The 23,193-nt window shown below is 61.7% G+C and carries 16 protein-coding genes; 9 read left to right on the forward strand and 7 right to left on the reverse strand.

The annotated features are described in order from the left end of the window. Window positions 1-54 precede the first annotated feature (54 nt). The 3 genes from KF827_RS11990 to KF827_RS12000 all read right to left on the reverse strand — a co-directional run bounded on the left by KF827_RS11990 (window position 55) and on the right by KF827_RS12000 (window position 3,741). Window positions 55-1,287: a pentapeptide repeat-containing protein gene (locus tag KF827_RS11990; RefSeq protein WP_291005503.1), complete on the reverse strand. Its 1,233-nt coding sequence runs from the start codon at window positions 1,285-1,287 to the stop codon at window positions 55-57. 127 nt (window positions 1,288-1,414) lie between these two features. Then, window positions 1,415-2,773 (reverse strand): oxygen-independent coproporphyrinogen III oxidase, encoded by a 1,359-nt coding sequence (gene hemN / locus KF827_RS11995; RefSeq protein WP_291005506.1) that lies wholly within the window; start codon window positions 2,771-2,773, stop codon window positions 1,415-1,417. A 44-nt stretch (window positions 2,774-2,817) separates the two neighbouring features. Further along, complete coding sequence (locus KF827_RS12000; RefSeq protein WP_291005509.1) at window positions 2,818-3,741, reverse strand: helix-turn-helix domain-containing protein; 924 nt, start codon at window positions 3,739-3,741, stop codon at window positions 2,818-2,820. Between the two features lie 89 nt (window positions 3,742-3,830). Between KF827_RS12000 and pobA the strand changes: the two genes are divergently transcribed. From pobA to pbpC, 6 genes are all read left to right on the forward strand, one after another. Next, on the forward strand, window positions 3,831-5,015 hold the full coding sequence (gene pobA / locus KF827_RS12005; protein WP_291005512.1) for a 4-hydroxybenzoate 3-monooxygenase: 1,185 nt from the start codon (window positions 3,831-3,833) through the stop codon (window positions 5,013-5,015). 73 nt (window positions 5,016-5,088) lie between these two features. Continuing rightward, window positions 5,089-6,294, forward strand: a complete 1,206-nt coding sequence (locus KF827_RS12010; RefSeq protein ID WP_291005575.1) for an OpgC domain-containing protein — start codon at window positions 5,089-5,091, stop codon at window positions 6,292-6,294. A gap of 5 nt (window positions 6,295-6,299) precedes the next feature. Then, complete coding sequence (locus KF827_RS12015) at window positions 6,300-7,052, forward strand: SGNH/GDSL hydrolase family protein (RefSeq protein ID WP_291005515.1); 753 nt, start codon at window positions 6,300-6,302, stop codon at window positions 7,050-7,052. Window positions 7,053-7,063: 11 nt separating this feature from the next. Beyond that, entirely contained in the window at window positions 7,064-7,837 is a 774-nt protein-coding gene (locus KF827_RS12020) for an SGNH/GDSL hydrolase family protein (RefSeq protein ID WP_291005518.1), read from the forward strand. A gap of 189 nt (window positions 7,838-8,026) precedes the next feature. After that, window positions 8,027-13,066, forward strand: coding sequence for an alpha-2-macroglobulin (locus tag KF827_RS12025; protein WP_291005521.1), 5,040 nt, complete (start codon window positions 8,027-8,029; stop codon window positions 13,064-13,066). Next, on the forward strand, window positions 13,067-15,172 hold the full coding sequence (gene pbpC / locus KF827_RS12030; RefSeq protein WP_291005524.1) for a penicillin-binding protein 1C: 2,106 nt from the start codon (window positions 13,067-13,069) through the stop codon (window positions 15,170-15,172). A gap of 216 nt (window positions 15,173-15,388) precedes the next feature. On the opposite strand, the gene KF827_RS12035 is transcribed toward pbpC, so the two are convergent. Then, window positions 15,389-15,766 carry a hypothetical protein gene (locus KF827_RS12035; RefSeq protein ID WP_291005527.1) on the reverse strand — a complete coding sequence of 126 codons (378 nt, stop codon included), beginning with the start codon at window positions 15,764-15,766 and terminating at the stop codon, window positions 15,389-15,391. A 115-nt stretch (window positions 15,767-15,881) separates the two neighbouring features. Between KF827_RS12035 and KF827_RS12040 the strand changes: the two genes are divergently transcribed. From KF827_RS12040 to KF827_RS12050, 3 genes are read left to right on the forward strand one after another with little or no spacing between them, the layout of a single operon-like run. Further along, on the forward strand, window positions 15,882-17,456 hold the full coding sequence (locus tag KF827_RS12040) for a recombinase family protein (protein WP_291005530.1): 1,575 nt from the start codon (window positions 15,882-15,884) through the stop codon (window positions 17,454-17,456). 38 nt (window positions 17,457-17,494) lie between these two features. Beyond that, window positions 17,495-18,343: a plasmid partitioning protein RepB C-terminal domain-containing protein gene (locus tag KF827_RS12045; RefSeq protein WP_291005532.1), complete on the forward strand. Its 849-nt coding sequence runs from the start codon at window positions 17,495-17,497 to the stop codon at window positions 18,341-18,343. After that, complete coding sequence (locus tag KF827_RS12050) at window positions 18,336-19,244, forward strand: plasmid partitioning protein RepB C-terminal domain-containing protein (protein WP_291005535.1); 909 nt, start codon at window positions 18,336-18,338, stop codon at window positions 19,242-19,244. The genes KF827_RS12045 and KF827_RS12050 overlap by 8 nt, the downstream gene beginning before the upstream one ends. 169 nt (window positions 19,245-19,413) lie before the next feature. Here KF827_RS12050 and KF827_RS12055 read toward each other — a convergent pair whose 3' ends face one another. The 3 genes from KF827_RS12055 to KF827_RS12065 all read right to left on the reverse strand — a co-directional run bounded on the left by KF827_RS12055 (window position 19,414) and on the right by KF827_RS12065 (window position 23,193). After that, window positions 19,414-20,670 carry a site-specific integrase gene (locus KF827_RS12055; RefSeq protein WP_291005538.1) on the reverse strand — a complete coding sequence of 419 codons (1,257 nt, stop codon included), beginning with the start codon at window positions 20,668-20,670 and terminating at the stop codon, window positions 19,414-19,416. Window positions 20,671-21,001: 331 nt separating this feature from the next. Further along, entirely contained in the window at window positions 21,002-22,258 is a 1,257-nt protein-coding gene (locus KF827_RS12060) for an FAD-dependent oxidoreductase (protein ID WP_291005541.1), read from the reverse strand. After that, on the reverse strand, window positions 22,240-23,193 hold the full coding sequence (locus KF827_RS12065) for an ornithine cyclodeaminase family protein (RefSeq protein WP_291005544.1): 954 nt from the start codon (window positions 23,191-23,193) through the stop codon (window positions 22,240-22,242). The genes KF827_RS12060 and KF827_RS12065 overlap by 19 nt, the downstream gene beginning before the upstream one ends.

Consider the following 23,193-nt stretch of genomic DNA (forward strand, 5'->3'; position numbering starts at 1 on the left):
ATTACGCCCCCATTACATCCAGAGTGGCGCGAAACAGCGGCGGTTGCAACCGGATCAATCTTCCTCCAGATCCTCCAGCCCTTCGCAATGTTTGATCTGGGCGCCGCTGATATTCATGTCGGTGGTATCCGACAAGGTGAAATCCATGCCCTCCAGCACGGCGCCGCGAAAATCCGTACCCACCAGCTTGGTGCTGGAAACGATAGGGTAGTATACCCGCCCGGTGCGCGTACTATCCGGCGAATAGATATCGGCGCCAGACAGCCGGGCGCCGCGCAGGGAGGCGCCGGTGAGGTCGGCGGCGGCGAAATTGGTGCCCGAGCAATCGGCTTCGTCGAAGGCGGCCCGGCGCAGATCGGTGTTGGTGAAATTGGTGAAAGTAAGCTGGGCGCGGTTGAACTGCGCGCCCGGCATCGAGGCACCACCGAAATCCATGCCGCGCAAGTCGCAGCCGGAAAAATCCAGGCCCGGCAGTTTCTCGCCGGCAAAGCGTGCGCGCTCGCCCTGGCTGCCATTGGATGCCACCCACAGCGAATGCTGCTTCAGTTTCACTTCCACTTCGGGCGGCAGGTTGATCACCCGGCGATAGACCGCGCCGCTCAGATCGGCGCCGGAAGTATCGGCCTGGCCGAGATCGACATTGCGTAGATTGGCGCTGCGCAGGTCGCAGCCGATCAGGCGCGCGCCTTCCAGCCGCGCCCCCATCAGGTTGCATTCCTTCATCTTGGCGCCGCTGAAATCGGCACCGCTCAGATCGGCGCCGGCCAGGTTCACGCCATACAGGCTGGCCCGGGCGAAATTGGCGCCCTTGGCCGAGGAAACCGACATGTCGGCTTCGTCCAGCTTGCTGTCGGAAAGATTGGCATTCTCCAGAAAGGCCTCGCGGAACGAAGCCAGTTTTTTCTTTTTTTTGCCCTTCTCGGCCGTGAGGATCATGCCGGGTCGCAGATCCACCTGCTTCAGGGTCACACCCCGCAGGATGGCGCCCAGAAAGTTGGCGCCGCGCAGATCGGCGCGGTCCAACAAGGCATCGGTCAGATCGGCACGGGTGAAATCGGCGCCGAACAGATCGGCGCGGCGCAGCTTGGCGCCCTTCAGCTTGGTTTCCTGAAACAGGCAGCCGGGCAGCACGGCATCATCCATCACCACGCCGGTGAGATCCAGGCGCGACAGGTTTTCCGCGCGGCGTTGCAGGCGCTCGGCCTCCTTGCCTTGCTGCATCAGAAAGGAGGCATGCTTCTTCAGGGCGGTAAGGAAAGCGGGGGGCGGTGGCTTAAGCTCCGCCATGGCAAACTCCGTTATCTGTCCGGGCCTGGATTCACGGTTCGGAAATCCTTGGCGCGAGCGCACAGATTACGGATATCGCCTGCGCCTGCAAGCGGCCCACCGGCAGAATGCCGGCCTTTACACCCGGCTATACCGCCTTGGCATGACGCGGGGTGGCAACCGGTATGGCATGGGCATCGAAAGCCGCCGCAGCCAGCCGCACCAGCGGCCGGTAGGCATCGGGTACGCTTACCGCCCAGCCATTCAGTTGCACGATGCCATCCTCGGCCAGACCTTGCAGCGTGTCTTGCGACGGCAACAATACCTGCGGCGCCATGCCGAATTGCCGGGCTATCTCGGCCACGTCCACCCGCAGGTCGCACATCAGGCGCTCGATCACCGCCCGGCGCAGCCGGTCCAGCGCACTCAGCCGCACGCCGCGGGTTACCGCCAGCCGCCCGGCATCGATGGCAGCCGCATAGCGGTCCAGCGGCACGACATTCTGCACATAAAGATCAGGCAAGGCACCGATGGAGGATGCGCCCAGGCCCAGCAGGGTTTCCGAGGCATCCACCGTATAGCCCTGGAAATTGCGCCGCAGCCGCCCTGCCCGCATAGCCTGCACAAGGCTATCGTCGGGCTTGGCGAAATGATCCAGCCCCACGGCTTCATAGCCCGCTGCCAGCAGGGTATCGGCAATCGCCTGGGCCTGGGCCCAACGCGCCGGGCCATCGGGCAGGCTGGCCTCGTCGATCAACCGCATATGCTTTTTCATCCAGGGCACATGGGCATAACCGAATACCGCAAGCCGGCTGGGCCCCAACGCGGCCATGGCACGGGCGGTGGCGGCCACGCTTTCGACCGTCTGGTGCGGTAGGCCGTAGATCAGATCGATATTCACCGCCGCGATGCCGGCTTCGCGCAACCAGCCGATCACCTGCGCGGTCTCGTCCAGGCTTTGCAGCCGGTTCACGGCCTTCTGCACCCGGGTATCGATATCCTGCACGCCGATGCTCACCCGGTTCACGCCGGCCTCGGCCATGGCCTGGATGGTTTCGCGGGCCAGGCCGCGGGGGTCGATCTCGATGGCGAATTCGCTGCCCGGCTGGCGCGGAAAACGCCCATAGATATGCCGCGCCAGATCCAGGATATCTGCCGGCGCCAGAATGGTGGGCGAACCGCCGCCCCAATGCATATGCCCGGCCGGCCGCTGTCCGGTCAGATCGGCCAGCATGTCCACCTCGCGCTTGAGGCGTTGCAGATATTCCGCCACCGGAGCATAGCGCCGGGTCAGCTTGGTGTGGCAGCCGCAGAACCAGCACATCGTGTCGCAAAACGGCACATGGGCGTATAGCGACACCGCCTCCCCTTCAGGCAGCCGGCTCAGCGCGCCGGCATAATCCCAGGCATCGATGCCTTCATGGAACTGCACGGCGGTGGGATAGCTGGTATAGCGCGGCACGGGCCGCGCGGCGTATTTGGCAAGCAGGTCTGCGGATAATGTCATGCCGCCTGCATAGCCGGCGGGAAACGCCGCCGCCTTGATCTCGATCAACCTTGGCGGCGGCGGAATTGCATCGGGGTGATGCCGACATGCTTGGCGAAGAACCGGCTGAAATAGGCCGGATCCTCAAATCCCAGCGACAGCGCCACCGCCTTCACCGGCAGCATCGTAAAGGTCAGGTCTCGTTCGGCCTCGCGCAACAGGCGACGATTCAGCAGGCCCAGTGCCGACAGGCCGAATGCTGCGCGGCTGATGCGATTGAGATGGGTTTCCGATACCCCCAACTGCGCAGCGTAATGGCCGATGCGGCGCTGCTGGCGGAAATCGCGGTCGATCAGGGCCTGCAATTGCATGGCCAGGCGCTGTTGCCGTCCGCTCTCGCCGGTCTCGCGCTGCGCTGTCCGCCAGAGCCGCCAGGCCGCCAGCAGGATCACCAGCAGATGCGCCTCCAGCGCGGCTTCGCGGCCCTCTGCGCTGCCGGCGAATTCCCGCGCCAGCGCTGCCACCGCAGCCGCGATATCGGCGGCCTCGTCCCGCTCGCCGGTTCCCTCGCCCTTCCGGCCGGCAAGCGGCAACCGCACCGGGCCGGCCTGCAACAACAATCCGCTCATGTCGCCCGCCATGGCCAGCAGCCGCTCGGCCCGCCCGGTCATGGCGGTAAGCACATGGCCCTGGATATCGCGGGAAAACCGGTAGCCATGGGGCACCCGGGCCGGCACCAGCACCAGGATGGGCGGCTGCAACGCAAACCTGGTTTCGCCCAGGAGGGCTTCCGCCGAGCCCGAGCCAATGTATAGAATTTGAAAGAAATCCCGGTGCCGATGGGGCCGGATTTCCCAATCATGCAGGGCCGAGCGGGCCGCGATGGACTCGCTATGGAGCCAAGATTCATGCTGATTTTTCAGCCCCTCGCCATACAGCCCGAAGGTTGGGATGGGCGGCTGAACGGTTATGAGCGGTCTGCGAGACATGTTTGGATAATCCTATCGAATGGCGCTTTTGTCCATCGCCCGTCCGGCCCGCCCGGGGATAATCTGGCGCCATAAAGCGGGAGGAATCCATGTCCACACAGGCGGGACGCACCCAGGTCGGCATCATCGGCGCCGGCCCGGCCGGTTTGCTGCTCGGGCAATTGCTGCACCGGATGGGTATCGAAAGCGTGATCCTGGAGCAGCGCAGCGCAGAATATGTGCTGGGCCGCATCCGCGCCGGCGTGCTGGAACAAGGCAGCGTTCACCTGATGGAACAGGCCGGCTGCGCCGACAGGCTGCACCGCGAGGGCTTGATCCATGACGGCACGCTGCTTTCCATCGGCGGCGAGAATCATCGCATCGATTTCCGCCAGCGCACCGGCAAGACCGTGACCATCTACGGCCAGACCGAACTGACCCGCGATCTGATGGATGCCCGCGCTGCCTGCGGCGCCCGCACGGTTTACGAAGCCGAGGATGTGCAGCCGGTGGATTTCGATGGCGATCATCCCCGCCTGCTCTACCGCAAGGACGGCGTGCAGCATGAATTGCGCTGCGATTTCATCGCCGGTTGCGACGGCTATCATGGCATCAGCCGCACCAGCGTACCGCAGGCCGCGATCCAGCTATTCGAACGGGTCTATCCCTTCGGCTGGCTGGGCGTGCTGGTGGACAGGCCGCCGGTATCGGAAGAACTGATCTACACCCACCACGAACGCGGTTTCGCGCTCTGCTCCATGCGCTCGCATAGCCGCAGCCGCTATTATGTGCAATGCCGGCTCGACGATCGGGTGGAAGACTGGTCCGACGATCGCTTCTACGACGAATTGCGCCGCCGGCTGCCGCGCGAAACCGCCGAAGCGCTGCAAACCGGCCCCTCGATCGAAAAGAGCATCGCCCCCCTGCGCAGCTTCGTGGCCGAACCCTTGCGCTTCGGTAGGCTGTTCCTGGCCGGCGACGCTGCCCATATCGTGCCGCCCACCGGGGCCAAGGGCCTCAATCTGGCGGCCTCCGATGTATTCTATCTGGCCGAGGCCTTGCGCGATTATTACCAGGAGAAATCCAAGGCAGGGATCGACGGCTATTCCGCCCGCGCGCTGCGCCGGGTTTGGAAAGCCGAACGCTTCTCCTGGTGGATGACAGCCACGCTGCATATCTTCCCGGAAAGCGCCGGTTTCGACCGCCGCATCCAACGCGCCGAACTGGATTACCTGGCGCAATCCGACGCGGCGCAAACGGCGCTGGCGGAGAATTACGTGGGGTTGCCGTTCTAACCCGCAACACCCCTGGCAAGCGCATCGCGCTTCCACTTTATCGGCCGGCCGATTTGCGCCATTCTGGCGCGTGATGAAACCTGTCCGCAGCCCTGAACCGGCCACGCCGCCGCGCAGCGCCCCGCTTTCAGCCGGGGTAAAGCCGGAGCGCGATCTGCGGCTGGATTTCTTTCGCGGCCTTTCGCTGCTGTTCATTTTCCTGAACCATATCCCCAACAATGTGGTGAGCTGGATTTCCAACCGGAATTACGGCTTCTCGGATGCGACCGAGATTTTCGTATTCATCTCGGGCTATTCGGTGATGCTGGCCTATGGCGGATTGCCGGCACGATCCGGCTATGTCGTCACCTTCGCGCGAGTGTGGAAACGGGTCTGGCAGATCTACACCGCCCATATCTTCCTGTTCATGATCTTCATCACCCATATCGCCTATGTGAGCAGCCGGTTCAATCCGGTTTTCGCCGAGGAAATGGGTATCGCCGATCTGTTCGATGCGCCGCATATCCTGTTGCTGCAAGCCATCATCCTGCGCTTCAAGCCGGCGAATATGGACGTGTTGCCGCTGTATATCGCGCTGCTTTTCGTGTTCCCCTTCCTGCTGCCGATCCTGCAGCGCTGGCCTAACCGGCTGCTCGCCGCCTCGCTGCTGCTCTGGGCCGTGGTGCAGCGCACGCACTGGAATTTTCCGGCCCATCCGGAAGGCGGCTGGTTCTTCAATCCGCTGGCCTGGCAATTCCTGTTTCTGCTGGGCGCCTGGTGTGCGCTGAAACGGCACGAGGCGCCCTGGCGCAAATTGCCCAAGCGCCCAACCCTGGCCATTGCCGCGCTTTATCTGATCTTTTCCTTTGCCATCGTGGCCACCTGGCATTATCCGCCCTGGGGCGCCTATGTGCCGGATTGGCTGAAGCTGATTCTCTATCCGGTGGACAAGACCGAGCAGGATGTTCTGCGCCTGCTGCATTTCCTCTGCCTGGCCTATGGCATCGCGCTGTTGGTGAAACCGCAGGCGGCGTGGTTCGACTGGCGCATCGCGCGGCCGATCATCCTGTGCGGCCGGCATTCGCTGCATGTCTTCTGCGCCGGCATCTTCCTGTCGTTTGCCGCGCAATTCATCCTGGTCGAATTCCATCCCGGCTATGCGATGCAATTCGCCGTCAGCTTCGGCGGCATCGCCCTGCTGATCGGCCTGGCTGAGTTGATGACCTGGTACAAGAAAGCCGAAACCGTTCCCCCATCCTCACGCTCCGGCAGTTCCATGCCGACAAAGGCGGCCGAATGATGCGCTTGGCTTCCCTCCTGCTGCTGTTGCCCCTGCTGGCATTCGCGCTGCCCGGCCAGGCTCAGCCCCTGCTGACCATGCCAGAGCGCTGCGCCTCGCCAGACAGCCTGCATTATGTGGATGCGCCCTTACACAATCTGGCCGCGCGGCTGAAAACCGACGAACCGGTGCGACTGTTCGTGCTGGGCACTTCCTCGTCGATGCGCGAGGCAACCCATGGCCTGCCGCGCACCTATATCGCCGGCCTGCCCGAGGCTTTGCAGCCTCTATTGCTCGGCCGGTCGCTCGACATCGTCAATCTGTCCCAGCGTATGCAATCGACGCAGGAGATGCGCCGCAAGATCGCCACCGATATCATCCCAGCCAGGCCCGATCTCGTGCTATGGCAGACCGGTGCCGTGGAAGCCGGGCGGCAGACCGATGTGAACACCTTCGGCGAAGCGCTGATGGATGGCTTGCAAGCATTGCGCGCCGCGAATATCGACGTGGTGCTGGTGGGGCCGCAATACCGGCCGCGGCTTTCCGCACTGGTGGATGCCCGGGCCATCAACAATTACATGGCGTTGATTGCCGAACGCGAGAATGTGCCGTTGTTTCCGCGCTATGAGATCATGCTGTACTGGTCGGAGAATGGCCGCTTCGATGGCAGCACCAACAACACCGAATTGCAGATGCGCGAAGCCGAAATGCAAAATCGCTGCCTTGCGCTCGGGCTGGCGCAGATGATCCAGCGCGCCGTGGCAATGGCGCGGAAATGATCCATCGCGGCATGATGATACTCAGCCCGCACTGGATCGGCGCCCTGCTGATACTGGGTCTTTGCATGCCGGCCGGCGAAAGCCGGGCCAGCGCATCCCAGTCAGGCAAGCCGCAATGCGACACCCCCGCTGCCCTCACCGCCCTGCAAGCGCCGTTGCCGCACGTAGCGGCGAAATTCGCCGCGGGCAAGCCGGTCACCGTGGTGGCCATCGGATCGTCTTCCACTGCCGGCGCCGGTGCCAGCCTGCCGGGCCATAGCTACCCGGCGCAGCTGGCGCGATTATGGCCGAAATATCTGCCTGGCCTGCAAGTGACAGTGCTGAACCGGGGCCGCAATGGCGAAGAGATTCCGCAAATGCTGGAGCGCTTCGAGGCCGATGTGGCCAATGCGCAACCCGATCTGGTGATCTGGCAATTCGGCACCAACGCCATCCTGCGCAATAACGGCATCGCCGCTTTCGCTGCGCCGCTGCAGGATGGCCTGAACCGCCTGCGCGCGATTGGTGCCGATATCGTGTTGGTGGATTTGCAATACGCGCCATTGGTGCTGGGCGACGCCGATCATCAAGCCATGCAGATAATGATCGGCAAGGCCGCGCAGCAAAACGGCATCGGCCTGTTCCGCCGTTTCACCATCATGAAACACTGGGTGGATAGCGGCCAGATGGTGCTGGCCCAGCAGGTCGGCCCCGATGGCCTGCATCATAACGATTTCGGCTATCTCTGCCTGGCCAAGGGCCTGGCCAGCGGCCTAACCCAGGCAACCCGCAAAGCCCTGCGTTGAGGGGCTGTGCTACTTGAGCGCCAAGCCGGCCCTAAAAAAGACGCAACCGATGCGGGATATTTTGACGAAATAATGGCAAATTCCTGTTTCATTTAAGTTCTCATGAAATATAATTTCATAGCCCATAAGCTGAAAATAAGTAGAATATTATTAGCTTAAAACCCAAGAATCACCACCTATGGTAATAAAATGAAAAAAACCGCTGCAGCAGCCTTCATCCTCTTTGCCCTGCTTTTGGCTGCTACAGGCGGCGGATATTGGCTTGGCCTGCAGCAGGCCAACCGATCCGGCGGGACAGCCAGCGCCGAGCCCTTCGAATATCTGCGCTATAGCCTTACCCGCAAACCTGTCGAACGCGACAATCCGCTGCGCAATCAGGTGGATCCCTTCGGCCGCCCGTTCCGGCCCGTTGAACAGGTCTGTCTGGATTTCAGCCGGCCGCTGGCCAAGGCGGCAAGCTATGAGGGACGGGTCAAGGCGGCGCATGTGGAAAAGCTGGGCATGCAGGTGCAACAGCAAACCCTCTGCCTGTCAGGCTGGCCAGACAATACTGCCATTCTTGATCTTGTGCTGCCTGCCGGTTTGCCTGCCGCCGATGGCGCCCAGACATCTGCCGAAACCAAGCTGCGGATAGACTTCAATCTGCCCGACAAGGAAAAACTGGTCGCCTTCTCCGGCTCCGGCTCGATCCTGCCCCAGGTCGGCGCCACAGGCATTGCCATCGAAACCAAAAATGTGGATCGCGTGCGCCTGCGCGTGGTGCGCGTGAACGACGCCAAACTGATGCGCGATTGGCCCAAACACCGGGCAAAGAAAAAAGCCACCCCTAACAATCGTGCTGACGACGACGACGACGATTATTACGATTACGACTTCAGCACCGGCCGCTTGCTTGCTGGCGGCGGCTATGTTGTCTGGGACGGTACGATGGCGGTGGAAAATCGCGGCGACACTCGTAGCATCACGAGTTTCCCGCTGACCCAGATTCTGCCTGAACGCCGTCCTGGCGCCTATCTGCTGATGATGGAAGAGGACGGAGAGGCCGCAAAACGCCGCTATATGTCCAGCTATGATGGCCCGGTTACACGCTGGCTGATCGAAACCGATATCGGCCTCACCGTGCTTCAGGGCGAGGATGGCCTGCATCTGCAAGCGCGCTCCTACGATACCGCCAAACCGATAGCCGGCCTGGATATCGCGCTCATTGCCGAAAATGGCAGCGATCTAGGCCGCGCCATCACCGACAAGGATGGCCGCGTGCGGTTCGAACGCAGCCTGCTGCAAGGGCTGGATGGCAACCGACCCAAAGCCGTGTTCGCCTATGGCAAGGAAGGTGCCTTCGCCTTCCTCGATTTGAACCGCCCTGCTTTCGATCTGTCGGATCGCGGCGTATCGGGCCAGGCCGCATTGCGACCATTGGCCACCTTTCTCTATGCCGATCGTGGCATCTACCGCCCCGGCGAAACCCTGCATCTTTCGGCAATGATGCGCCGCGACACATCCGACGCCCTGGCCTCGCCGATCACCCTGGTGATCCAGCGACCCAACGGCGCCGAGTTCCGACGCCATACGCTGCAGCCCGATGCTGGCGGCGGTGTGCATTTATCCAGCGAATTGCCGCCTGGCGCCGCACGCGGCCTGTGGACCGCGCTGGCTTTTGCCGACCCCACCGACAAACCGATCGGTCGCCTCAGCTTCGAGGTACAGGATTTCGTACCCCAGCGCCTGGCAGTGCGCGGTAGTATCAACCAACCAAACTACACCCCCGCCAATCCGCCGGCCTTGCAGCTCGAAGCACAATGGCTATACGGCGCACCGGCATCCGGGCTGCAAAGCTTCGGTGAATTGCGGATCGCCCGCGATGCCAATGCCTTCCCGCAATGGCGCGGCTGGCAGATCGGTCGTCATGACGACCCGTTCGAGGATGTACTGGCCAAACTGGCGGCGGATGCCACCGATGCGGATGGGCGAGCGACAATAGAATTATCGCGGCAGAATTTGGGCTCCACATGGCCATTGCGCGCGATCGCAAGCTTCGGCGTTTATGAGCCGGGCGGCCGCGCCACCGAAGAGCGCTTGAGCCTGCCGGTGCGCCACCGCCAGAGCTTCCTCGGCATCAAACCGGGCTTCGACGACAATAAAGTTGCCAATGAAGCCGAGGCTGTATTGTCGGTTTCCGCTTTCGACGGCGAAGGCAGGCAGATCGCGCGGCAGAATGTTGCATGGCGGCTTGAACGTGAAATATGGGATTACATCTGGTATCGCGACGAACGCCGCGGTCGCTGGACCTATCGCATATCGGTGCGATTGGAAACCGTAAAAAGCGGTGAATGGTCTCTGACAAACGATGCCTTGCAGGAAGTGCGTTTCGTCACCGATTCCTGGAGCCGTTACCGCCTGACCGTGGAAGACAAAACCGGCGACGATCCGGCCGGCAATGCCGCCGCCAGTTATCGCTTCGCCTCAGGCTATGGCAATTCCTCGCCTGACGACGAAATCCCCGACAAGGTGGCTGTTTCCGCCGACAAGGCCAGCTATCCGATCGGCGCGAAGGCAAAGCTGGCGATCAAAGCGTCTTTTGCCGGCGAAGCCTTGGTGATGGTGGCAACCAATCGCATCCTGTGGTCGCAGAATATATCGCTACCGGCCGAAGGCGCCCAGGTGGAGGTTCCTGTAACCGCCGATTGGGGGGCTGGTGCCTATGTACTGGTGGACGCCGTGCGTCCCCTGAAAGGCGGATCGGCCCGCGATCCGGTGCGCGCCATCGGATTGAGCTGGCTTGCCATCGACAATGCCGCACGCCAGGTAGCTGTGGCGATGGCGGTGCCGGACCAGGCCCTGCCGCAAAGCAGGCTGCGTGTGCCTGTATCGATCAGCAATCTTGCACCAGGCAGCAAAACCACCCTCACCATCGCCGCCGTGGATGAAGGCGTGCTATCGCTCACCCGTTTTGCCTCGCCCGATCCAGTTGACTTCTATTTCGGCAAACGCCGTCTTGGCCTGGATCTGCGCGATGATTACGGAAGGCTGTTGGATGGGCAGGCCGGGCCAGCCGGTCGCGTGCGCCATGGCGGCGACGAAGTGGGTGGTGCCGGTCTACAAACCGTGCCGACCAAAACGCTGGCATTATTTTCAGGCCCCGTTGAGGTGGATGCCACCGGCAAGGCCAGCGTGGACTTTGAACTACCGGATTTTGTCGGCCAGGTACGGTTGATGGCCGTCGCCTATAATGCCAGCCAGGTCGGCAAGGGCGAAGCCAGGCTGCGGGTGCGTTATCCGCTGGTGGCCGATGCCTATTTCCCGCGTTTCCTGGCACCGGGCGACAAGGCCCGCATGACCCTATTTGCCCAGAATGTGGACGCGCCGGATGGCACGTACAGCTTTACGGTTTCTGCCAACGGCGCGGTACGTCTGGATGGCGAGGCAAAGCTCGTACAGCCGCTGGCGGCGCGAGAAACCCATCAGGCCACGTTTGCGTTGAATGCCGACGAGATCGGCATCGGAACGATCAAACTGGCGGTGAGCGGTCCGAACGGTCTGGCCTTCAACCGCGAATGGCAGATCGAAAGCCGTTCAGCGCATTATCCGGTCACACTGGAGCACAAGCGTATGCTGACACCAGGGGAGGCTCTGGTACTAGGGCCTGAATTGTTGGCGCCGTTCCGCCCCGGCAGTGCCAAGATATCGGTGAACTTCAGCACCACGCGCGGTATCGACGCGGCCAGCCTGCTGCAATCGCTTTACCGCTATCCCTATGGCTGTACCGAACAACTAACCAGCGTGGCTCAACCGCTGCTGGGCTTCGAGGATTTCGGATTGCTGGGGGCTGCCACGCAGGCTGAGTCCGAGCAAATCCGTCGCCGCGTACAACAAGCCATTGACGCCATACTGGACAGGCAGGATGAAACCGGCGCCATCGGCCTGTGGCGGATCAATGATCGTGGGGCGGATTCCTGGCTGATCGCCTACACGATCGATTTCTTGCAGCAGGCCCGCGAACGCGGCTATATCGTGCCCGATCAGGCATTGGAGCGCTCGAAAAAATTCCTGCTCAGCCTGATATCCAGTGATCGCGATAGCCTGGATTACGATATTTTCGGTTATGGCGACCAGGCCCGGGCCAGCCATTTCCGCGCCCGCGCCTATGCGCATTATCTGTTGGCCCGCAATGGCGATCCGCAACGCGCCATGCTGCAGCGCCAGTTGGCCGAATTGCAAAATTCCGGCTCAGGGATTGCCGCCGGCTTCGCTGCAGCCGCACTAGGCCTTGCCGGTGAACGCGATCAGGCCCAGGCAATCTTCCGCCGTGGCCTCGGCCTGGTGGGAGAAGCGCAGGGCGTTTTTTACGGCACCTTCCTGCGCAACGAAGCCGTTTTCGCAACGCTTGCCATGGAAAGCCTGGGCGCCGCAGCAGCCACGCCGTTCTACGACAAGATCGCGCAAAACAGCTATGGCGTGGAGCGGCTGAGCACCCAGGAGAAAGCCTGGCTATTGCGTGCCGCCACTGCTGCCAAACGCAACACCGAAATCCGTATAGACGCTAACGGCACCGAACACCTGCGCAGCAATGTCGCCGCCTTCAGCCTTTCGCCCGCAATACAGGCCATCGGCGGCGGATATCGCATCGTCAACCGCTCGGCCAGCGAAATCGCCAGCAGCCTGGTGGTGCATGGCGCGCCCAATGCCCCATCGCCCGCCCTGCGCAATGGCTTCACGCTGAACAAAACCGTGTATAACGCGGAAGGCCAGCGCATCGATCCCACCGATCCTCAGGCGATCCGTCGCCATGATCGGCTGGTGATCGTGCTGGATGGCAGCGTTCAGGATAACCTGTATCACCAGGCCGTACTGGCCGATCTATTGCCGGCGGGCTGGGAAATAGAAACCATCATCCGCCCGCCGCTGACCGAAAGCGACGCGCCGGTGCCTTATCCCTGGATTGGCGCCATATCGCTGCCGCAATTGGCCGAGCGACGCGACGACCGCTTCGTGGCCGCCTTCGATCTCAACAACCAGCCCCGATATAATCGCTATTCATTCTTCTATGAGCGCGAGGATTCCTGGCGCAATCGCGTGCTTAAGCCGGGGCGGGATTTCCGCTTTGCCTATGTTGTGCGCGCCGTTACCGTCGGCGACTTCACTCTGCCGGCTGCCACGGTGGAAGACATGTACAGGCCGGAACGCATGGCCCGCACGGCCACCGGCCGCACCGTTGTGAGGCAGCAATAAGTGAGCCGCGTGATCGGCACGGCAAAAGGCAGAAGCAGGCTAAAGCTGGCGCTCGCGGCCGGCCTAGGCCTGCTTCTTGCCGTTGCTGCGCTCGATCGCCTGCTACCGCCCGATACCAGCCGTTACGACGATAGCAGCCGGCTGGTGGTTGATCGCCATGGCGAAGCGCTGCGCTATCTGCCGACATCCCAAGGTATCTGGCGCCTGCAGGTCGATCCCGATGCAGTGGACCCGCAATACCTGGCGCTTCTGCTGGCCTATGAGGATCAGCGTTTTCACAGGCATTTCGGCATCGATCCACTGGCAATCGGGCGGGCAGCCATCAGCAATCTCGCTGCCGGCCGCATCGTGTCGGGCGCCTCCACAATCACCATGCAGGTGGCGCGGCTGCTGCACAAACCCCGGCGCGGATGGCGTGGCAAAGTCGAGCAAAGCCTGCGCGCCCTGCAACTCGAACTGCGCTATTCCAAACGCGATATCCTTTCGATGTACCTCACCCTCGCACCGTTTGGCGGCAATATCGAGGGCGTGCATATGGCCAGCCGGATTTTCTTCGGCAAGGTTCCGGCTTCTCTCAGCCTAGGCGAAGCCGCCCTGCTGATCGCCTTGCCGCAATCACCTACCCTGCGCCGGCCGATCGACAATCCGCAAGCAGCCCTTGCCGGGCGCGCGCAAGTGCTGACCCGCCTGGCGGAAGCCGGCATGATCGGCAGCGCAGAAGCAGCCTGGGCAAAGGCAGAGCCGCTGCCCAGAGAGCGCCAGGCCCTGCCCTTCAATGCACCGCATCTGGCATCGGCCGAAGCCCGGCGCAACGCAGCACCGCCCATCATCCGCACCAGCCTGGAGGCCAGCCTGCAACGCAAGCTGGAACAACTTGCCCGCCAAGAGGCCGGCTGGTTTCCCGACCCAGCCACAATCGCCATCCTGGTCGCGGAAATACCCAGTCGCCGCATATTGGCAGCCGTGGGCCACCATGATTTCGCCGGTCCGCAAGGCCAGGTGGATATGACCATGGCCATCCGTTCGCCTGGTTCCACATTGAAGCCGTTCATCTATGCCATGGCATTCGATGCTGGAGACATCCACCCCGACACCGTGATCGACGACCGCCCCACCCGCTTCGGCACGTATCTGCCGCGCAATTTCGACCGGCAATTCCAGGGCCGTATCACCATGCGTGCAGCGTTGCAGCAATCTCTCAATGTCCCCGCCGTTGCGGTGTTGGAACGGCTTGGGCCCGGACAATTCACGGCCGCGCTGCAAACCCTCGGCGTTACAATGGCACTGCATCAGCCCAACGAACCGCCCGGCCTTGCGATTGCATTGGGCGGCGTAGGCATGACATTGCGTGACTTAGTGGGGCTTTATACATCGCTGGCCGATAATGGGCAGTATCGTCCGCTATCCGCCAGCGACCCGGCGATTCCAGCCGCGGCAATGGCAACCCACATGTTTGTCCGCCCTGCCGCTGCGCGCCAGGTCGGCGATATCCTAGCCAACGCACCCCGCCCGATGGGCATTCAGGGTATCGCCAATAATCTCGCCGATCGCGTCGCCTACAAGACCGGCACGTCCTATGGTTTCCGCGATGCCTGGGCCATCGGCTATACCGACAGCCATGTGGTGGGAATTTGGGTGGGGCGGCCCGATGGCACGCCACGGCCCGGCGCCTATGGCAGCAATACGGCGGCGCCGATCATGTTCCACACCTTCGATATCATCGACGGCCGCAGCAGCGATATAGCTCCTCTGCCAGATTCAGAGCCGCATGATACACAGGCACCGTCCCCGCGCTTGCCGCCGCAGGCCCTGCGCAACTTCCAGCGCAATGGCAGCGTGATTGCCGAGGGGCCGCGTATCCTGTTTCCACCGCCGCAAGTGGAACTCGCCCTGCCCGCCGATGGCAACGACCGCGTTGTGCTGGAGGCGCGCGGAAAACAGCCGCTGCGCTGGTATGTGGATGGCGCGCCGCTCGCAAGCCGCAGTCAGGGCAACAATGCCGAGTGGCTGCCCTCCGGCCCCGGCTTCTTCCGCATCAGTGTAATCGACGCCGAGGGCCGCAGCAGCAGCGTGCGCACGCGGCTGGTGAAGGGTGATGGACGTTAGGATGAGAAAGGAAAGTGGCGGAGGTGGCAGTCAGGAGCTAGCTGTTCTCCGCCCCCAATTCCCTGTTCCGGCCCAAATACTGGGACTTTTGGTTTTTTTGATGATTTTTCCGCATTGCAACGCCGAGTTCTCGGCTCGAATCAATAGGTTAATGAAGAATATGGCTTATGCCCGATTGGTGTCATCAGGGAATTATCAGGGAAAGGCGCCCTCGCCCTAATTTTCGCCCCCAGCCTTCGTATTGGCGGGAAAGTCCAACAATTCGAACACTTCGCCCAGTTTTGCCCTTATCAAGTCGAGCCGCGCCGCCCTGATCCGATGCTCATGCCCGGACAAGAGGAGAAAGACCTCGAGTACGTCGGACGAATGCTGGGCGAGTGAGATTAGGTGCTCTCCGCTCGGCCCGCACCGCGCCGCAAACCAGTTCTTGACCGTGCGCTCGCTCGCACCCGTCCACCGAGCGACGATCTTCACCGAATTCTGGGTCTCTCCAAGTTCATGCCGAAGCGCCTGGGAAATCGCGCTCGCGTACAGAGTCGCGGTTACATGACTCGCTTTTCCCGGAAAAACATTGCCCGTCTTTTGAAACCACATTCCGCACCTCAGTACTAACATGCGGTACTTCAGCGCATCTGGATCGGCTCAACCCAGAATTCTCGATCCTAGGACGCGCATCAGGTCACGGTTTTCCGCCACGAAATGGCTCGCCATGTTCACTGAAACAGCAGACCTCAATCTGGATAAACCGGGCGCGTTTACCAGTCTGGTGCGTGCCGCCCAGTACGTACGAATGTCCACCGAGCACCAGAAATATTCAACTCAAAATCAGGCCGACGTCATTCAAAAATACGCGCTGCGCAAAGGCTACGAAGTCGTCAGGACATACGCTGACGAAGGCCGCAGCGGACTGAGCCTGGGAGGGCGCGACGCGCTACAGAATCTTATTCGTGATGTTCAGAACTGCACCGCAGATTTCTCAGCAATTCTTGTATACGACGTCAGTCGCTGGGGCCGCTTCCAGGATGCCGATGAGAGCGCCTACTACGAATACCTGTGCCGGCGCGCCGGGATCCAGGTGATTTACTGCGCCGAACAGTTTGAAAATGACGGCAGCCCGGTTTCCACGATTGTCAAAGGCGTGAAGCGCGCCATGGCCGGTGAATACAGCCGGGAACTCTCGGTCAAGGTGTTTTCCGGGCAATGCCATCTCATTGAACTGGGCTATCGACAGGGCGGACCGGCCGGCTACGGGCTGCGCCGGATGCTCATTGACCAGAATGGCGAGCGTAAAGGCGAGCTGACGCGCGGAGAGCATAAAAGCATTCAGACCGACCGGGTGATTCTGGTGCCCGGCCCAGACGAGGAGGTGGAGGCCGTACGCTGGATCTACCACGCCTTTGTCAATGAGGGCCGCTCAGAACGTGACATTGCTGCTGCGCTCAATCTGCGCGGTCTGCGCACCGATCTCGGTCGCCCGTGGAACCGAAGCACCGTGCATCAGGTCCTGATCAATGAGAAGTACATTGGCAACAACGTGTGGAACCACGTGTCGTGCAAGCTCAAAGGGAGACGCATTGAAAACGCGCCGGCGATGTGGGTCAGAGCCAATGGCGTCTTTGATCCTTTGGTGGAGGAGGACCTCTTCCACGCGGCTCAGTCGCGCATCATCGCGCGTTCCGAGCGCCTGTCAGATGACGAGATGCTGGGCCTTCTCAAAGGCATATTCGATAAGAACGGCTATCTCTCCGGCCTGATTATCGATGAATCCGACCGGCTGCCGTCCAGCAGTGCCTACCGGATGCGCTTCGGCAGCCTGCTGCGCGCCTATCATCTGATCGGCTTCCGCCCTGAGCGGGACTACGAATATGTCGAGATCAACCGGATTCTACGGCAGATGCATCGCACGATTGTGGATGATACGGTCGCTGAGATTACCCGGGTAGGTGGAGAAACCACCAGGGATCCACAAACCGACCTGCTTCTGGTCAATCGCGAGTTCACTGCCTCCGTGGTGATCTCGCGCTGTCGCGAAACCTGGGCTGGCTCGCTGCGCTGGCATGTCCGCTTCGATACCAGTCTGCGGCCCGATATTACGGTGGCCGTCCGCATGGACGAGCTGAACCGCCAGCCGCTCGACTATTACCTCCTGCCGCGCCTTGATATGGCTGGACCGAAACTACGGCTGGCGCAGGACAACGGCCTGTCATTCGATTCCTACCGATTCGACGATCTTGAACACCTGTACACCATGGCCATGCGCGCCCAGCTTCTGGAGGTGGCCTAATGCTTCCTGAGAGAACGCCCCAGATCCAGATGATCCGGATGGACCAGATCACGGTTGTCAATCCGCGTGTCCGCAATCGCAAGGTTTTCCGCGAGATTACCGACAACATCGCGCTGCTGGGCCTGAAGCGCCCGATCACTGTCATCTGTCGTGACAACGGCACGCGCTATGATCTGGTCTGCGGGCAGGGACGCCTGGAAGCCTATCAGGCACTGGGACAGGTTGAGATCCCCGCGATTGTGGTGGAAGCCAGCGAGGAGGACTCGCTGGTCATGAGCCTGGTCGAGAACCTGGCCCGCCGGCAGCATAGATCCGTCGACCTCCTGCGCGACATCGAGGGCATGAAGCAGCGCGGGTATAGTGACGCGGAGATCGCCGCCAAGACGGGCCTGACGGTGGAATATGCCAAGGGCGTCATCCGGCTGCTGGAGAATGACGAGACCCGGCTGCTCCACTCGGTCGAGGCAGGCCTCATCCCCGTCAGCGTCGCGGTCTCGATCGCGGAGTCCGATGACGCCGGCGTGCAGGAGATCCTGCAGAAGGCCTATGAGTCGCACCAGCTGCGCGGCCGGCGCCTTTTGATGGCCAAGCGCCTGATCGAAAACCGCCGCCGCCGCGGCAGAGGTCTGCGCGGCAGCTACCACCGGACTGGTCTGGTCACTTCAGATGCGCTGCTGCGCGCCTATAAGGATGACGCCGAAAAGAAACGTCTGCTGGTGCGCAAGGCGGAAGCAACCCGCGATCGGCTCATATTCGTCACCGAAGCAGTGCGCAAACTGTTCACTGATGAGAATTTCGTCACCCTGCTGCGGGCGGAAGCCTTGGATACGCTGCCCAAGAATCTCGCCGACCGGCTGCTTGGCGGACAAGGAATCTGGAATGCGTGACCTTATGCATGCACATCCCATTGCGGTGGGTTTCGAGCCCACGGGGCACCGCATTGCCATTACTGACATCCGGCTGCTGCATCCGGTAACGGAGCAGGTCCGCGCCAGTGCCAAATATGGTCAGATCGCCTCCTCCATCCGCGAGGTTGGTCTGGTGGAACCTCCTGTGGTCGCCCGCGACCGCCGGGAAAGCGGTAAATACCTGCTGCTCGACGGACATCTGCGGCTCGACATTCTGCACGAAATGGGCGAGCGCGAGGTCGACTGCCTGATTTCAACGGATGACGAGGCCTTTACCTACAACAGGCGCGTCAACCGGCTGGCGATCATCCAGGAGCACCGGATGATCCTGAAGGCGCTTGAGCGTGGCGCATCTGAGGAGCGCATCGCTAGCGCCCTGAACGTCGATGTCGGCAGCATCAAGCGCAAGCGGCGCCTGCTCGATGGCATCTGTCCGGAGGCCGCTGAGCTGCTGAAAGACCGGCATATCGCGCTGAATGCCTTTTGGGAGCTCAAGAAGATGGTGCCGATGCGCCAGATCGAGGCTGCCGAGATCATGATCGCGATGAACCGGTTCACCATCGGCTATGTGCGGTCGCTGGTGGCGGCGACGCCTGCGACCCATTTGGTGGCTGGACGGAAGCCGCGCACGACCAGGGGGCTCAGTGGCGAGCAGCTGTCACTGATGGAACGGGAGGCCGGGAATCTTGACCGCGAGCTCAAGATCGCCGAGCAGAGCTACGGCACCGACCATCTGGATCTTGTACTGGTCAGGGGCTACCTGGGACGCCTGCTCGGCAATGCCAAAGTCGTGCGTTACCTCGCCCAGTGGCATCAGGAGATCCTGGCCGAGTTTCAGAAGATTGCCGATCTCGAAGGCCCGCCGGCAGCCGCCGGCTGAGTACGGGGACCCGGACCCACCAAGCGCGGGGACCGCAGGAGACGCCGCACGCTGGGGCGGATCGAGTGCGGGATGGGGATGGCGGCGGACCCGCCCGGAGCCCATCACCATTTTTTGCTCCACTCGGAGCATCATCTTCGCCGGCATCACCGTGCAGATACCAGCCAGATCAGGCATCGATGGAATGGACATCCAGCAGCGGCATTTTTCCGCGGATCTCGCCGGCGATAAATGAATCCGTCAGATGCGTGTAGTACCGCTCACAGATGTCGGTGCGTTTGTGACCGAGATTCTTGGCAACAGCCGCAATGGACGCACCAGCCTGGATCATCATGGAGGCATAGGTATGCCGGAAGGCATGGAATGTCATGTGCTGCAGACCAGCCTCGCGGAGCGGATCTTTCAGCCGGTGGGACGGATCGGTCGCCCGCCACTTCTCGCCATCGCCGCGCCTGAAGATCAGATCGGTCGGATGCAGGTTCTGCACGCATTCGGCAAAGAAGCGGATGCCTTCCTCATTCAGGAAGACATGCCGGCCATTGAGGTTTTTACCTGGCTTGAAGTGCACCGTTCCGGCCTTGGCATCGAAATCGGATACAATCAGGTTGACCAGTTCCATCAGGCGCGCACCGGTATAGAGGGCGGCGCGGGCCAGCCTGCGGAAGGCGGGTTCGAGCAGCGGCAGCAGCTTCTGACACTCTTCCAGAGTGAGAAACCGGGCATTGACGTTGTGGACATTCCTGAAAGCGGGGACCGCCCGCCAGACTGCGTCTGAGCTGACCTTGCCTTCACGAAACGCGAGATTGAGCGCCGCTTTAAGCGTCATGAGGTGAAGGTTCGCCGTCATCTTGCGACGCCGCTTCTCCTCTTGTGTTTTTGGCGGACCGTAATAGGCCCTTGGCTGGCCATAGGCGACATGCTTGGCCCGGGGGCTGTTGGCGATGCCTTCATGCCAGGCCCGGATTTCCGGCGCAGTGAGACTTTCGATGGTGCGGTGTCCGAAATGCGGGAGGATCGTGGCATTGGCGATCCACTGCACCCGTGTAATCGAATGCGTATGCGTTCTGGCATACGCGGCGTAGGCATCGACCGCCTGCGCGACCGTGTAGGTATTGTCGCTGCGCTGTCCACGTGGCACGCGGGCGGTCTGCCGGACCGGCGCAAACCGGCTGCCGATTTTGAAGAATTCCGGCGGATGGAAATTGTAGCGGCCGTCCGGTGTGATGCCACTGAGGCGATCGAGCCACAGATCGATCACCTTGCGGTCATAGAGACCAAAATGCGGCAGTGGCTGCGGAAACTGGATCTTCTTGAATGTGGAGATCAGTTTGGGCAGGGAGTCTGGCTTGACGCCGAGATACCGCGCCAGCTCATCCAGGGACATCAAACGGGGGGCACTGGTTTCAGGCTGTACAGGTGAGCGCATGAGACTCCCTCCTGCGGAGTATTCCATCCTATCATGCCAACCGGGGTGCACCTGCGTTCAAGTTCAAACTGCATACGGGCGCATGCAAGCAGGCCGGTGACTCGGCGCCGCATGAGCGGCGTGGGCTCTCTGCGTCGCGCTGCCCGCACGATCGACAACCTCATGATAAGGATCAGGAGAAGCGGAACAGTCCACGGAGCCGGGGTTATACCCCATGGCATCAGTGCAACAGCTAAGCGCAAAAATCTTTATCCAGGATAACCTCATCAATGCCAAGTTCGAGAGCATAGAGGACAAGGGGTCTATCATTCATTCTGATCAAGCTCATTGATCAACAGAAACGGCTCACCGAGAGCGCGGAAATATCGACCCGCGGATCTCGTCCGTTTACCAAGTCACCAACCAGTTCGGCCGTCACCGCCGCCAATGTCAGTCCCAAGTGCTGATGACCAAATGCCAGAGTCACGTTCCTGCAACCCGGCACCAACCCGACCATCGGCAAGTAATCTGGCAATGTCGGTCGGTCGCCAAACCATTGGGATTGCTCTGCCAAGCCCGGACGGTCAAATAGGTCTTCCGCATGGCGCCGGAGAATGTCAGCACGCTTCCAGTCTGGTGCCCGGGCGCCCAGTTCGACTGTCCCCGCCAGTCGCAGACCCGTCGCCATCGGTGTGGCCACAAAGCCGCGCTCGGCAAAAAGCAGGGGCATGTTTAGGGGGATCTCGCCCTCATCCACCATGACATGATATCCGCGTTCGCGGGTCAGGGGCGCCTTCACGCCAAGGGGGCGTGCCAGATCCACGGAGCCGCTTCCTGCAGCCAGGACAATGCTACCGGCCTTGAGCTCACCATCTGCCAGCCTCAGGCCGGTCGCTGATCCCGGCTCGGTCAAAATCGCACGAACATGCTGTCCTTCAATCACAGTACCGCCATCGGCGACAAATCTGCGGTACAGACTCCGCACCAGTTCGAATGGGTCGGTCGTGTAGATGGCGTCCGGGTGAAACCGTCCCGCATACATGTCCCGCTTCAAGGCAGGACACATCGCGCGAATACAAGTCGCGGAAACTGGTTCGAACTGTATGCCATGCCGCCGGAGAAGCCGATTTTCCGCTTCGGCAGCCGTGGCGGATTTTGCAGTTTCGAAAAGGGTGAGATATCCCTGATGTCGGAATAGCTGTGGCTCGCCGGCATCCACGGCGAGATGCTTCCAGGCCGGAACGGCTTCGCGGAGCAGCTTCGCCAGAATCTGTGTGCCATTGCTCACCGCACTGGGCCGAGATGCCAGAGCGAGGCGCATCAGCCATGGCAGAAGCGAAGGCAACGCCGACCAGCGCAGATGCAGAGGCCCCAGCGGATCAGCAAGCATGCCGAGCGCGCCCATGAGCACATCCGGCCGCGCCAGCGGCAGGATGTGGTCGACTGCAACCAGGCCGGCATTGCCGTAGGAACAGCCTCGGCCAACTTCGCTAGCGTCGATGACTGTTACCTGACGCCCGGCACGCTGCAGCACACGCGCACAAGCCAGGCCGATGACGCCGCCCCCGATGATGGCGACGTCAGTGACATTTAGGCTGCGGCCGGACAAAGCACTGACTTCTCGTAAACCAACGAGGCGGCGGCAAGATCCTCGATCGCGACACCCACCGACTTGAACAGCGTGATCTGGCTGTCCTGGGTGCGACCGGGATGCGTCTTGCGGGTCAGATCGAACAGGTCGCCACGGATTCCATCCGCCGAAAGCACCGAAGTCTGCAGCGGCACCACGATATCGCCTGCCTCTTTGGTTGCACCGGCACGGGTATCGACAAAGATTTCGCTGCGGCGGATTGCCTCGTCATCCGCCTCACGCATGGCCGGCGTGAAGCCGCCTACCAAATCGAGATGCGTGCCGGGCCGCAACCAGGCGCCCTGCACCAGGGGCAGCGTGCTCAGCGTGGCACAGCTGACGATATCCGCGTTGCCAACAGCCGTTTCCAGATCCGTGACTGCACTGGCCTCCAGGCCGCCCTGCCGCAGTTCCTGCGCCACCTCTTCCGCTTTCTGCGGGTTACGGCCCCAGACGGACACGGACTTTATGGGCCGCACGGCGGCATGGGCAAAGGCAAGATGCCTGGACAGCCGCCCGGTGCCGACGATCAGCAGCCTGCTCGCATCCTTGCGCGCCAGATAACGGGCGGCCAGGGCCGAGGCGGCAGCAGTGCGACGCACCGTCAGCTCACCGCCTTCCAGGATCGCCAGAGTCTCGCCTGTCTCGCCGGAAAACAGGAGATACACGCCCGACACGGCAGGCTTTCCGGCTTTTGCATTGGCCGGGAAAACATTCACCGCCTTCACACCGAGATACTTATTGGGAATCCAAGCGGGCATAAGCAGATGTACCGGCGGCTCCGGCCCGTCCGCCATCACATGGTGATGTCGCGTCGGCATCTTGCTGTCCTGAATGAAAGCCTGTTCGAGCACTTGGATTGTCGAAGCCCAGTCGAGACTCTGCCGAATTTCTGCCGCGGTAATAACCTTCAC

The organism is Ferrovibrio sp., from assembly GCF_019636075.1.
Taxonomy (GTDB): Bacteria; Pseudomonadota; Alphaproteobacteria; order Ferrovibrionales; family Ferrovibrionaceae; genus Ferrovibrio.